This window comes from Shewanella sp. FJAT-51649 (assembly GCF_019457435.1).
Lineage (GTDB): Bacteria > Pseudomonadota > Gammaproteobacteria > Enterobacterales > Shewanellaceae > Shewanella > Shewanella mangrovisoli.
The window spans coordinates 3,639,738-3,653,527 of sequence record NZ_CP080411.1 but is presented as its reverse complement, the minus strand read 5'-3'; the positions used below and the strand labels follow the sequence as shown (position 1 = coordinate 3,653,527).

Genomic DNA, 13,790 nt, shown 5'->3' with positions numbered 1-13,790 from the left:
ACTTTATTGCGATTCTTTAACACTGATCGCTAAGGCAACCAATTTAAAGATGGTGCCCGAACCCGGAATCGAACCAGGGACACGAGGATTTTCAATCCTCTGCTCTACCGACTGAGCTATTCGGGCGACGGGCGCAATTTAAAGGCTTTTCGGCTTTTGAGTCAACTGATTTTTACGAAATAATGCAAAAAGTAGTGCGGTTGGATAAGTTTTACACGAATAGCGTATTTATTGACTCTTGCCCATATGAAAAGGAACTTGGCGCGCTGCAGAACCTAAAAGGGAAGGGGCATCAAACGGTGAACTTAAGATAAAAAAATGCCCCTTATAAAGGGGCATTTACGCTTAGTTCGATAAGATTTCGTTGTTTGGGAAGTTAGCTTGCATTACCATGAGCACGTTTTGCTTCAGTTGGTTCTGACCTAACTCGCCATAAGCTTCTGCCATAATCTCCAGTGCACGTTCCGTTGAAGGAGTGCCGGGATATGTTTCCAACACAGATTGAGCACGAACGGCCGCAGCACTCCAAGCGTTCATTTTGAGATAATACTCAGCAACTTGAATGGAATACTTTGCTAAACGGTTTTTCAGCGACAGCATGCGTTTTTGCGCATCGGCAGCATATTTGCTGTTGGGATAGGTTTTGATTAAACGATCAAAATCCTTAAAGGCATCTTGGGCATTTTTAGGATCGCGGTCGGTTCTATCGATATTCAACATATCGTGGAACAGATAGCTGTCAGCCTGCATATTGACGAGTCCACGCATATAGTAGACATAGTCGATATTGGGATGGGTTGGGTTTAAACGGATGAATCTGTCAATGTTGGCAATGCCAGAGGCAACATCGTCCATTTTGTAATAGGCATAAATCAGATCTAATTGAACCTGAGTTTTATGTGGTCCGAAGGGAAAGCGTGAGTCTAACGCTTCCAATGAACGGACGGCTTTAGAGTAATTGCCAAGTTCCATGGAGGTTCTTGCCTGAGAATAGAGCACATCAGGTGAGGTTTTGGCGGCAATATCGTTATCTTCAGGACTGCTGCTACAGGCTGATAACGCTAGCGAAAATAGGACTAAGGTTAAGCCTTTGGAGAATTTATACATACTTGAATTCAATTCTTTATAAGTTGTAGTTAAGAATTTTTCCATTTCACGATAAAATAGAAAGCATTCGATTGTAACAGATAGCACACATTTTTTGACCCCAAAATGGGGATACGGTTCCTATGACACAAGAGATTAATCTAAAAAGCGAGATTTCGGCAACACAAACTGGCCTGAGATTGGATCAAGCACTGGCTGAGTTGTTCCCAGATTACTCGCGCACGCGCATCAAGGAATGGATCCTATCTGATGCAGTCTATGTTGATGGCGTGATGGTGAATAAGCCGCGCGAAAAGGTATTCGAGCTGCAGCGCATTGAAATTAATGCCACGCTCGAAGAAGAAGTACATGCGGCCGCGCAAGCCATTGAGCTGGATATTGTCTATGAAGACGATGATATCTTAGTCATCAATAAACAAGCGGGACTAGTGGTTCACCCCGGTGCGGGCAATGCCGATGGCACTTTGATGAACGCCCTGCTGCATCACTGCCCTAATATTGAGCACGTGCCACGTGCAGGTATTGTGCATCGTCTGGATAAAGACACCACAGGTTTGATGGTGGTGGCCAAAACGGTTGAAGCCCAAACCCATTTAGTGGCTGCGTTGCAAGCCCGTGAAATCACCCGTGAGTATGAGGCGATTGTCCTCGGCACTATGACTGCGGGCGGTACAGTCGATGAACCTATTGGTCGTCATCCGACAAAACGTACCCATATGGCGGTGCATCATTCGGGTAAACCTGCGGTGACTCACTACCGTGTCGCGGAAAAATTCCGTAATCACACCCGTTTAAGATTGCGTTTAGAATCGGGCCGTACTCACCAAATCCGCGTGCATATGGCATATATTGGCCATGTGTTGGTGGGTGACCCAGTTTATGGCGGCCGTCCAAAACCACCCAAGGCTGCAAGTCCTGAGTTTTTCGAGATCCTGAAAAACTTTAAACGCCAAGCATTGCATGCGGTGCGTCTGGAGTTAGCGCATCCTGTGACTTGTGAAATCATGAGCTGGACCGCGCCTATTCCAGAAGACATGGTGATTCTGACCAAAGCGCTGCGTCAAGATACCTTAGAACACCCAGTCGAGTACTAAGCTATGCTGCTTCACGATTGGCCTGTACCGGATAATGTGGCAATTGCGATGACTGACCGCCACGGCGGTGTGAGTCTCGCCCCCTACGACAGCCTGAACTTAGGGCTGCATGTGGGGGATGCGCCGCAGCAGGTATTGGCTAATCGTGGCATTTTGGCGAAACAGTTAGGGCTTGCGACTGAGCCAGTGTGGTTGGAGCAAGTCCATGGCACTCAGGTGGTTGATTTAGCCGATATCGCCCCAATTAATCTTGCCCAAGAAGCTCAATCAGAGAGTGTGGACGCGCAAGATACGCCACCTTTGGTGGCCGATGCCAGTTATAGCAATCTCGCAGGGCGGGTTTGTGTGGTGATGACCGCCGACTGTTTGCCAGTACTTTTATGTAACGAGCAAGGTACAGAAGTCGCCGCTGCCCATGCTGGCTGGCGCGGACTCTGTGATGGGGTGATTGAGGCGAGTGTGGCAAAATTTGCCTCTAAGCCGAGTGAGCTGATTGCCTATCTAGGGCCAGCCATTGGGCCCAAGACCTTTGAGATTGGCGCCGAGGTGCGTGCAGCCTTTATGGCAACAGATCCTAACGCCGCAAACTGCTTTGTCGCTCAATGTCAGTCAACTAAGCCGGACAAGTACCTCGCCGATATTATCGGATTAGCTAAATTGCGCTTAAAGAAACTGGGCATTAAGCAGGTCTACAGCGCCGATATTTGCACTGTCTCTAGCCCAGATTATTTCTCTTATCGCCGCGATAAAGTCACTGGCCGCATGGCTTCATTGATCTGGCTTAAGTCTTAGGTATATTCCCCTACAATTTGTATTAATTTCCCGCCGTCTTGCTTGAAATCGGTTAAATAGCCCCCATCTTTTAACTAACAAAATGTTATACCTCATTTGTGAGTTTTAGGAGGCTGTATGCGACTCGATCGTATGACCAATAAATTTCAGCTTGCCATCTCAGATGCCCAGTCGCTCGCGCTCGGGCGTGATCATCAGTTTATCGAACCGTTACATTTGATGATGGCGCTGCTGAATCAGGATTCTGGTTCTATCCATCCTTTATTAACCCAAGCTGGCATTCGGGTGAGTGCGCTGCGCTCGCTCTTGAGCCAAGAGCTTGAACGTCTGCCACAAGTCGAAGGCACTGGCGGCGATGTGCAATTATCCCAAGGTTTAATTCGCTTATTAAACCTGTGCGACAAGTTGGCGCAAAAGCGCAAAGACAAATATATATCCAGTGAGTTGTTTGTCTTAGCTGCACTCGAAGGCAGCGATGCCTTAGCACAATGCTTAAAGAAATCCGGCGCCACCAAAGAGCTGCTGGAGCAAACCATTGAGCAAGTGCGCGGTGGTCAGAATGTGGATGATCCTAACGCGGAAGACCAACGCCAAGCGCTGAAAAAGTTTACTGTCGATCTCACCGAGCGTGCCGAGCAGGGCAAACTCGACCCTGTGATTGGCCGTGACGATGAGATCCGCCGCACCATTCAAGTGCTGCAACGTCGTAGTAAAAACAACCCTGTGTTGATTGGTGAGCCTGGTGTGGGTAAAACCGCGATTGTTGAAGGTCTCGCTCAGCGTATTGTGAACGGTGAAGTGCCTGAAGGAATTAAAAATAAACGCGTTTTATCCTTAGACATGGGCGCACTGATTGCGGGTGCTAAATACCGTGGTGAGTTTGAAGAGCGTTTAAAAGCTGTGCTTAACGAGCTGGCGCAGGAAGAAGGCCAAGTGATCCTCTTTATCGACGAGTTGCACACTATGGTGGGCGCGGGTAAAGGCGATGGCGCCATGGATGCGGGCAATATGCTAAAGCCTGCGCTGGCCCGTGGCGATCTTCACTGTGTGGGCGCGACCACTCTCGATGAATATCGTCAATATATTGAAAAGGATGCCGCCCTTGAGCGCCGCTTCCAAAAAGTACTAGTGGATGAGCCTAGCGTTGAAGATACCATCGCGATTTTGCGTGGTCTCAAAGAGCGTTACGAGCTGCATCACCATGTGGAAATTACCGATCCGGCGATTGTCGCGGCGGCCACTATGTCGCACCGTTATGTGTCGGACCGTAAATTACCCGATAAAGCGATCGACTTGATTGACGAGGCGGCATCGAGTATCCGTATGCAGATGGACTCTAAGCCCGAATCCCTCGACAGATTGGAGCGCCGTGCTATCCAGTTGAAACTGGAAGAGCAGGCATTAGCCAAAGAAAACGATGAGGCGAGCCGCCGTCGACTCGACCATTTACGCGTCGAGTTACATGAGGTTGAGGCTAAGGCGTCGGAGCTTAATGAAATCTGGCGCACCGAAAAAGCGGCGCTAGCGGGGACTCAGCATATTAAAGCTGACCTCGAACAAGCTCGGATGGATTTAGAAGTGGCACGCCGCGCGGGCGATCTAACCCGTATGTCCGAGCTGCAATATGGCCGTATTCCAGAGCTTGAAAAGCAACTGGACTTAGCATCGCAAGCCGAAATGCAGGACATGACGCTGCTACGCAATAAAGTCACTGACTTAGAAATCGCCGAAGTGCTATCAAAGGCGACGGGGATTCCGGTTTCTAAGATGCTTGAAGGCGAGCGTGAAAAGCTACTGCAAATGGAAGTGGCACTGCATGAGCGGGTGATTGGCCAAAACGAAGCCGTGGATGCGGTCGCCAATGCGATTCGCCGTAGCCGCGCAGGGCTTGCCGATCCGAATCGTCCTATTGGTTCGTTCCTGTTCTTAGGACCAACCGGTGTGGGTAAAACTGAGCTGTGTAAGTCATTGGCTAAGTTCCTCTTCGATACGGAATCGGCCTTAGTGCGCATCGACATGTCTGAGTTTATGGAGAAACACGCTGTTTCACGCTTAGTTGGGGCGCCTCCTGGCTATGTCGGCTATGAAGAGGGCGGCTACTTAACTGAAGCGGTGCGCCGTAAACCTTATTCGGTGATATTGCTCGATGAGGTGGAAAAGGCTCACCCAGACGTGTTCAACATTTTGCTGCAGGTGTTGGATGATGGCCGCTTAACCGATGGCCAAGGTCGAACCGTCGACTTTAGAAATACGGTGATCATCATGACCTCAAACTTAGGATCTGACATTATCCAAGAAGGATTTGGTCACCTAAGTTATAGCGAAATGAAGAGCGCGGTGATGAATGTGGTCACCCATAGCTTTAGACCCGAGTTCTTAAACCGGATCGACGAGTCTGTGGTATTCCATCCCTTGGATGCGGAAAATATCAAGCATATTGCTTCTATCCAAATTGCTTCATTGCGTAAGCGTTTGGCAGAGAAAGACTATACGCTGGAGATCACCGACGAGGCATTATCGTTAATCGCCGAAATTGGTTTCGACCCAGTTTATGGCGCAAGACCGCTGAAACGTGCCTTGCAGCAAGAGATGGAAAACCCATTAGCGCAAAAATTACTGCGTGGCGATTTACTGCCCGGCAAACCTATCAAGGTCAGTTGCGCAGGTGGTGAGTTGGTATTCGAGCAATAATTTGCACGGATGGTTACCGTGCTAAATGCTGCTTAACCTAAACAAAAAACCGAAGTCTTAGACTTCGGTTTTTTTATATCTATATGCTACTGATAAAGTGTTCGCTAACCACTAAAAGAGTGGCTAGCAATAGCGTGGCGTTGCTATTAAGGCTTCAGTCGATCCTATAACAAACGCAGAACGCTATTTCTTATCGCAAAACAGTTTTATCCGCTGCTGATTCTCGCTAATTGCCGCTTGGCGTTCTTCTTCTGTCATCGCGACAGGTTCTTTATTACCGTCTGCTTGACGGGTAAGTTTGGTATGAGTCGTTAACACATCTAAATTATGTTTAGCATTTTCACAAATCGCTTCGGCTTGCTTAGCGTCTTTCTCTTTAATTAACGCCGCCGACTTTTCGGACTCGGACATTTCAGGGGGGGCATCTTTTTTAACGGGAGCGATATAGCCAATCTTACCTGGCTCGATATCTTCGCTATAAAGTTGCTGCGTTTTAGATTGCTCCTGCTCCGGTGGTTGTTGACTGTAATGGGTGACACCATTCTCATCAACCCAAGTGTAAATCACCCCAGCTAATACGGGCTGAGTGAGCAGCATTAAGCATGCAATCCGCAGAAACATTGCGCTAACCTTGGCTTTTCTTAACATAAAAATCATCCCTAAGGGTCACCATCGACATGATAGTAAAATATGCTATCTTGAAGCCTACTTCCATTTCAGCTCATAGCTTTATAAGTGTATGCAAAATTCTTCGAATCAAACAGTAAAGAATAAAGGTATCTATTTACTGCCAAATTTATTCACCACTGCAGGCTTGTTTTCCGGTTTCTATGCTGTGATTGCCTCTATGAATGCTAACTTTGAAGCGGCGGCGATTGCGATTTTTGTGGCCATGATTTGCGATGGCTTAGACGGCAGAGTGGCAAGGTTAACGAATACGCAAAGTGACTTTGGTGCCGAATATGACAGCATGGCGGACATGGTGTCCTTTGGTATGGCGCCTGCGTTGCTCGCCTATAATTGGGCGCTTGCGGATTTAGGTAAGGTTGGTTGGCTTGCAGCATTTATCTATTGTGCGGGCGCTGCATTAAGGCTTGCTCGTTTTAATACTCAGGTAGGCGTGGCAGATAAACGTTATTTTCAAGGCTTAGCGAGTCCTGCGGCTGCGGCAGTTATTGCAGGTAGCATTTGGCTTGGCAATCAATATAGCCTTGATGGTAAGAATATCAGTTGGATAGCCGGATTGATTACGGCTATTACAGGATTATTAATGGTGAGTAATTTCCGTTATCACTCATTTAAGGAAATTGACTGGCGCGGCAAAGTGAATTTCATTGCTATCTTATTTGTGGTTGGCGTGTTTGTGGTGGTGTCGGTGCAACCAGCATTAATTCTCTGTATTGGTTTTTACCTCTACGCCATCTCTGGGCCAGTGATCACTATTCGTACCGTGAGAAAACTAAAAGTGGCACACATTGTGGGCGATGGAGAGCATGAAAAGGAACAGGAGGCGGGTGAGGGCCCCAAGAGTTCGACAAATTCTGCGGATAAGCCTTAGGCTGACAGTTCCTACATTCACAAGCTTGCATTCCATGAGTTAGTTCTACGGTTCAAGAGTCGCTATTCGTTACTCTTGAACCGTTTTCCTCATCCGACATATATACATCTATATATGCAAAAGTTTTAAAGCGTCCTTTCTTAAGGCTATTCAGTCTATAGAATTCCCTGCACACCCATGCCGCGTATGCCAAACTTATCAACCCGAGTGACAAAGATTGCAGCATATTTATCCGATATTCGCTGTTTTGCTGGTTATTTGCTCACTTAACGTAATTTGTTAAAAAAGCCCTTGCGCAAAAAGTTCTGCTGCCTATAATGCGCATCCACTGACACGGCAGACAGCGAAAGCGAACGCGGTATCAGTTCGAATCGGATGCAAAATGTGCAGTTGATTCGAAAGCCTCAAGAAGTTTGCAAAAACGCCTTGACGCGACACGGGAGATGCGTAGAATACGCAGCCCTGACCCGCTGAGCGGTAACGCGAAAGCTGAGGTCAAATGCTCTTTAACAATCTAAACAAGAAATCTGTGTGGACACTCACAGGTGTTGAGTTAATCGAAATTACTCTGCCGTTTGGCGAGTAATCAAAATTTAAATCAATGAATGAGTGTTCATAGCAATATGTACAGTTTGTTTTGACTTTCGGGTTGAAACGACAAATCAGAATTCATTGAGCCGAACCTTAGGGTTCACAAAACTTTTAATTGAAGAGTTTGATCATGGCTCAGATTGAACGCTGGCGGCAGGCCTAACACATGCAAGTCGAGCGGCAGCACAAGGGAGTTTACTCCTGAGGTGGCGAGCGGCGGACGGGTGAGTAATGCCTAGGGATCTGCCCAGTCGTGGGGGATAACAGTTGGAAACGACTGCTAATACCGCATACGCCCTACGGGGGAAAGGAGGGGACCTTCGGGCCTTCCGCGATTGGATGAACCTAGGTGGGATTAGCTAGTTGGTGAGGTAATGGCTCACCAAGGCGACGATCCCTAGCTGTTCTGAGAGGATGATCAGCCACACTGGGACTGAGACACGGCCCAGACTCCTACGGGAGGCAGCAGTGGGGAATATTGCACAATGGGGGAAACCCTGATGCAGCCATGCCGCGTGTGTGAAGAAGGCCTTCGGGTTGTAAAGCACTTTCAGTAGGGAGGAAAGGTTGTAAGTTAATACCTTGCAGCTGTGACGTTACCTACAGAAGAAGGACCGGCTAACTCCGTGCCAGCAGCCGCGGTAATACGGAGGGTCCAAGCGTTAATCGGAATTACTGGGCGTAAAGCGTGCGCAGGCGGTTTGTTAAGCGAGATGTGAAAGCCCCGGGCTCAACCTGGGAATTGCATTTCGAACTGGCAAACTAGAGTCTTGTAGAGGGGGGTAGAATTCCAGGTGTAGCGGTGAAATGCGTAGAGATCTGGAGGAATACCGGTGGCGAAGGCGGCCCCCTGGACAAAGACTGACGCTCAGGCACGAAAGCGTGGGGAGCAAACAGGATTAGATACCCTGGTAGTCCACGCCGTAAACGATGTCTACTCGGAGTTTGGTGTCTTGAACACTGGGCTCTCAAGCTAACGCATTAAGTAGACCGCCTGGGGAGTACGGCCGCAAGGTTAAAACTCAAATGAATTGACGGGGGCCCGCACAAGCGGTGGAGCATGTGGTTTAATTCGATGCAACGCGAAGAACCTTACCTACTCTTGACATCCAGAGAATTCGCTAGAGATAGCTTAGTGCCTTCGGGAACTCTGAGACAGGTGCTGCATGGCTGTCGTCAGCTCGTGTTGTGAAATGTTGGGTTAAGTCCCGCAACGAGCGCAACCCCTATCCTTATTTGCCAGCGCGTAATGGCGGGAACTCTAGGGAGACTGCCGGTGATAAACCGGAGGAAGGTGGGGACGACGTCAAGTCATCATGGCCCTTACGAGTAGGGCTACACACGTGCTACAATGGCGAGTACAGAGGGTTGCAAAGCCGCGAGGTGGAGCTAATCTCACAAAGCTCGTCGTAGTCCGGATTGGAGTCTGCAACTCGACTCCATGAAGTCGGAATCGCTAGTAATCGTGGATCAGAATGCCACGGTGAATACGTTCCCGGGCCTTGTACACACCGCCCGTCACACCATGGGAGTGGGCTGCAAAAGAAGTGGGTAGCTTAACCTTCGGGAGGGCGCTCACCACTTTGTGGTTCATGACTGGGGTGAAGTCGTAACAAGGTAGCCCTAGGGGAACCTGGGGCTGGATCACCTCCTTACCTATACGACTAACTCGATGTTTGTTGAGTGTTCACACAGATGGCTTGTTGAACTTCTCGAAAGAGGAGGGAGAGCGAAATGCACCGCTTGCCGGTAAGCATTGTTCTTTAACAATTTGGAAAGCTGATAGTAATTAATGCAATGATGTCTGTCGTTGTGTTAATACGAAAAAATTGAGTTCTTAAAACACTTTTTAAGTGTCTTGAATATTCAAGTCTAAGGCGAGTCCATTTCCTTGGTCGGAAATGAGACAAGTAAAACCAGCTGGTCGCAACGACCTAGGTGAGTGAAACTCATTTGGGTTGTATGGTTAAGCGACTAAGCGTATACGGTGGATGCCTTGGCAGTCAGAGGCGATGAAGGACGTAGTAACTTGCGAAAAGCGTTGGCGAGCTAGTAACAAGCATTTGAGCTAACGATGTCCGAATGGGGGAACCCAGCAGCATAAGCTGTTATCGTAACGTGAATACATAGCGTTGCGAGGCAAACGAGGGGAACTGAAACATCTAAGTACCCTTAGGAAAAGAAATCAACCGAGATTCCCCTAGTAGCGGCGAGCGAACGGGGATTAGCCCTTAAGTCAGAGGGGTGTTAGTGGAATGGTCTGGAAAGTCCAGCGGCACAGGGTGATAGCCCCGTACACGAAAACTAACCTTTGATGAAAACGAGTAAGGCGGGACACGTGATATCCTGTTTGAATATGGGGGGACCATCCTCCAAGGCTAAATACTCCTGACTGACCGATAGTGAACCAGTACCGTGAGGGAAAGGCGAAAAGAACCCCTGTGAGGGGAGTGAAATAGAACCTGAAACCGTATACGTACAAGCAGTGGGAGCGGTTCTTGAGACCGTGACTGCGTACCTTTTGTATAATGGGTCAGCGACTTACGTTTTGTAGCGAGGTTAAGCGAATAGCGGAGCCGTAGGGAAACCGAGTGTTAACTGCGCGTTTAGTTGCAAGGCGTAGACCCGAAACCCGGTGATCTAGCCATGGGCAGGTTGAAGGTTGAGTAACATCAACTGGAGGACCGAACCGACTAATGTTGAAAAATTAGCGGATGACTTGTGGCTGGGGGTGAAAGGCCAATCAAACCGGGAGATATCTGGTTCTCCTCGAAAGCTATTTAGGTAGCGCCTCGGACGAACACCTTTGGGGGTAGAGCACTGTTAAGGCTAGGGGGTCATCCCGACTTACCAACCCTTTGCAAACTCCGAATACCAAAGAGTGCTATCCGGGAGACAGACGGCGGGTGCTAACGTCCGTCGTCAAAAGGGAAACAACCCAGACCGTCAGCTAAGGTCCCAAAGTGTATGTTAAGTGGGAAACGATGTGGGAAGGCTTAGACAGCTAGGATGTTGGCTTAGAAGCAGCCATCATTTAAAGAAAGCGTAATAGCTCACTAGTCGAGTCGGCCTGCGCGGAAGATGTAACGGGGCTAAACATACCACCGAAGCTACGGGTGCAATCCTTTAGGGTTGCGCGGTAGAGGAGCGTTCTGTAAGCCGTTGAAGGTGAAGGGGTAACCCACGCTGGAGGTATCAGAAGTGCGAATGCTGACATGAGTAACGATAAAGGGGGTGAAAAACCCCCTCGCCGAAAGACCAAGGGTTCCTGTCCAACGTTAATCGGGGCAGGGTGAGTCGACCCCTAAGGCGAGGCCGAAAGGCGTAGTCGATGGGAAACAGATTAATATTTCTGTACTTCCGCTAACTGCGATGGAGAGACGGAGAAGGCTAGGCTAGCGCGGCGTTGGTAGTCCGCGTTTAAGGTGGTAGGTGGGTGACTTAGGCAAATCCGGGTCACTATACACTGAGAGCTGATGACGAGTCCCCAAGGGGATGAAGTAGTTGATGCCATGCTTCCAGGAAAATCTTCTAAGCTTCAGGTTAGCGGGAATCGTACCCCAAACCGACACAGGTGGTCGGGTAGAGAATACCAAGGCGCTTGAGAGAACTCGGCTGAAGGAACTAGGCAAAATGGTACCGTAACTTCGGGAGAAGGTACGCTGCTGTTGGTGATGGGACTTGCTCCCTAAGCTGACGGCAGTCGCAGATACCAGGTGGCTGCAACTGTTTATCAAAAACACAGCACTGTGCAAAATCGCAAGATGACGTATACGGTGTGACGCCTGCCCGGTGCCGGAAGGTTAATTGATTGGGTTATCGCAAGAGAAGCTCATGATCGAAGCCCCGGTAAACGGCGGCCGTAACTATAACGGTCCTAAGGTAGCGAAATTCCTTGTCGGGTAAGTTCCGACCTGCACGAATGGCGTAATGATGGCCACGCTGTCTCCAGCCGAGACTCAGTGAAGTTGAAATTGCGGTGAAGATGCCGTATACCCGCGGCTAGACGGAAAGACCCCGTGAACCTTTACTATAGCTTGGCACTGAACATTGACCCTACATGTGTAGGATAGGTGGGAGACTTTGAAGTTGGAACGCTAGTTCTGATGGAGTCGTCCTTGAAATACCACCCTTGTAGTGTTGATGTTCTAACTTGGGCCCCTAATCGGGGTTAAGGACAGTGCCTGGTGGGTAGTTTGACTGGGGCGGTCTCCTCCCAAAGAGTAACGGAGGAGCACGAAGGTTGGCTAAGTACGGTCGGACATCGTACGGTTAGTGCAATGGCATAAGCCAGCTTAACTGCGAGACAGACACGTCGAGCAGGTACGAAAGTAGGTCATAGTGATCCGGTGGTTCTGAATGGAAGGGCCATCGCTCAACGGATAAAAGGTACTCCGGGGATAACAGGCTGATACCGCCCAAGAGTTCATATCGACGGCGGTGTTTGGCACCTCGATGTCGGCTCATCACATCCTGGGGCTGAAGTCGGTCCCAAGGGTATGGCTGTTCGCCATTTAAAGTGGTACGCGAGCTGGGTTCAGAACGTCGTGAGACAGTTCGGTCCCTATCTGCCGTGGGCGTTGGATGATTGAGGGGAGTTGCTCCTAGTACGAGAGGACCGGAGTGAACGAACCGCTGGTGTTCGGGTTGTCATGCCAATGGCATTGCCCGGTAGCTATGTTCGGAATCGATAACCGCTGAAAGCATCTAAGCGGGAAGCGAGCCCCAAGATGAGTCATCCCTTGGACTATAAGTCCACTAAAGAGCCGTTCGAGACTAGGACGTTGATAGGTCAGGTGTGTAAGCGTTGTGAGGCGTTGAGCTAACTGATACTAATGACTCGAGAGGCTTAACCATACAACCCAGATGGGTTTTGCTAAGAGTACTTAGCTTGAATACAAACACTTAAGAAGTGCAACTCAAACCAGCTTTCCGAATTTAATTTACTGCCTGCATGAGATAAGACTGGTAGTAAATAACAAATTTGCTTGGTGACAATAGCATTGTGGTCCCACCTGATCCCATCCCGAACTCAGAAGTGAAACGCAATCGCGCCGATGGTAGTGTGGGGTCTCCCCATGTGAGAGTAGGTCATCGCCAAGCGCCTAATTAAACAATAAAGCCAGCTGAATAAGCTGGCTTTTTTGTTTTTGGCGTTTGCCATTTCAACATTCCATTCCTCAAAATACTTCTCTAATTACTGATTTCTTTAATTACCGCCTCACATGCAATGTTAATAGAGAACGACTTATTACTCCGTTTTCTGTATTCTCTAACCTTTAGCATCATTCCTTTAAATGGCTTCTTAGTCCAAATACTGTAGCGTACCATATTGAGGTTCCTGTGATTTTTGTTCTTATAGGACTAATCGTTAAATTCAAAGCTCGTACTTTTTGTATGCTCGTTTAAGGGAGATTTTGAGCCTTATTGTCAGCCCGTTTGCTTTTAGTTGTATCTTGGCTCGTATCTTTATCCCGTCCTCACTCCTCAACAAAAATCTCTGCTTTACTGTTTCATTAACGAATATTCATTTTATCGCTCGTTCACTAAGGATCCCTCAGACACTTGTTGCTGATCTTATGTGAATTGGTCTTACCAATTTACATTCAGCGATTGAGTTTGCTATCAATGGAGATGTTGTGTAGTTGTAAATTTAATACTTGATGTGGGTTGAGAAGCTGGAGGAGGTACTGACGTGAAAGGGGAGCTAACACAACAGCTTTTAGATGCTGTTGGCATCATGTTATTGGGCATGGGGCTGGTCTATTTATTTTTAAGTGTATTGATATTAGGTGTACATCTGGTTGCTAAGTGGTGCCGTGAAGAGCCCAAAGTAGCTGAGCTGTTAAAGGTGAATGATGCTAGCTCAACCGGAGCTGCAAACATCTTAGATCCTAAATTGGTGGCTGCGATCAGCTTAGCCGTCCAGCAGTATCGTTCTCAGGCTAAATAATGGA

General features: G+C 48.4%; 7 protein-coding genes, 1 tRNA gene and 3 rRNA genes. 8 read left to right on the top strand and 3 right to left on the bottom strand.

Annotation, left to right across the window (positions count from 1 at the left end):
* Positions 1-50: 50 nt before the first annotated feature.
* Positions 51-126, bottom strand: a tRNA-Phe gene (locus tag K0H59_RS16035).
* A 219-nt stretch (positions 127-345) separates the two neighbouring features.
* Positions 346-1,107, bottom strand: a complete 762-nt coding sequence (locus tag K0H59_RS16030; protein ID WP_088210383.1) for an outer membrane protein assembly factor BamD — start codon at positions 1,105-1,107, stop codon at positions 346-348.
* A gap of 122 nt (positions 1,108-1,229) precedes the next feature.
* Between K0H59_RS16030 and rluD the strand changes: the two genes are divergently transcribed.
* The 3 genes from rluD (at position 1,230) to clpB (ending at position 5,684) form a co-directional block, all read left to right on the top strand.
* Positions 1,230-2,201 carry a 23S rRNA pseudouridine(1911/1915/1917) synthase RluD gene (gene rluD, locus K0H59_RS16025; RefSeq protein ID WP_011623739.1) on the top strand — a complete coding sequence of 324 codons (972 nt, stop codon included), beginning with the start codon at positions 1,230-1,232 and terminating at the stop codon, positions 2,199-2,201.
* Between the two features lie 3 nt (positions 2,202-2,204).
* Positions 2,205-2,993 carry a peptidoglycan editing factor PgeF gene (pgeF, locus tag K0H59_RS16020; protein WP_220053679.1) on the top strand — a complete coding sequence of 263 codons (789 nt, stop codon included), beginning with the start codon at positions 2,205-2,207 and terminating at the stop codon, positions 2,991-2,993.
* A 117-nt stretch (positions 2,994-3,110) separates the two neighbouring features.
* Positions 3,111-5,684 carry an ATP-dependent chaperone ClpB gene (clpB, locus tag K0H59_RS16015; RefSeq protein WP_088210385.1) on the top strand — a complete coding sequence of 858 codons (2,574 nt, stop codon included), beginning with the start codon at positions 3,111-3,113 and terminating at the stop codon, positions 5,682-5,684.
* A 183-nt stretch (positions 5,685-5,867) separates the two neighbouring features.
* On the opposite strand, the gene K0H59_RS16010 is transcribed toward clpB, so the two are convergent.
* Positions 5,868-6,332 carry a DUF4124 domain-containing protein gene (locus K0H59_RS16010; protein ID WP_088210386.1) on the bottom strand — a complete coding sequence of 155 codons (465 nt, stop codon included), beginning with the start codon at positions 6,330-6,332 and terminating at the stop codon, positions 5,868-5,870.
* A 91-nt stretch (positions 6,333-6,423) separates the two neighbouring features.
* Between K0H59_RS16010 and pssA the strand changes: the two genes are divergently transcribed.
* From pssA to K0H59_RS15985, 5 genes are all read left to right on the top strand, one after another.
* On the top strand, positions 6,424-7,242 hold the full coding sequence (gene pssA / locus K0H59_RS16005) for a CDP-diacylglycerol--serine O-phosphatidyltransferase (protein ID WP_088210387.1): 819 nt from the start codon (positions 6,424-6,426) through the stop codon (positions 7,240-7,242).
* Between the two features lie 703 nt (positions 7,243-7,945).
* Positions 7,946-9,488: ribosomal RNA gene (locus K0H59_RS16000) — 16S ribosomal RNA — on the top strand.
* Between the two features lie 309 nt (positions 9,489-9,797).
* Positions 9,798-12,690: ribosomal RNA gene (locus K0H59_RS15995) — 23S ribosomal RNA — on the top strand.
* Between the two features lie 130 nt (positions 12,691-12,820).
* A 5S ribosomal RNA gene (gene rrf, locus K0H59_RS15990) occupies positions 12,821-12,936 on the top strand.
* The 16S, 23S and 5S rRNA genes sit together here, the layout of an rRNA operon.
* Positions 12,937-13,573: 637 nt before the next feature.
* Complete coding sequence (locus tag K0H59_RS15985; protein WP_374897028.1) at positions 13,574-13,786, top strand: OadG family protein; 213 nt, start codon at positions 13,574-13,576, stop codon at positions 13,784-13,786.
* Positions 13,787-13,790 lie beyond the last annotated feature (4 nt).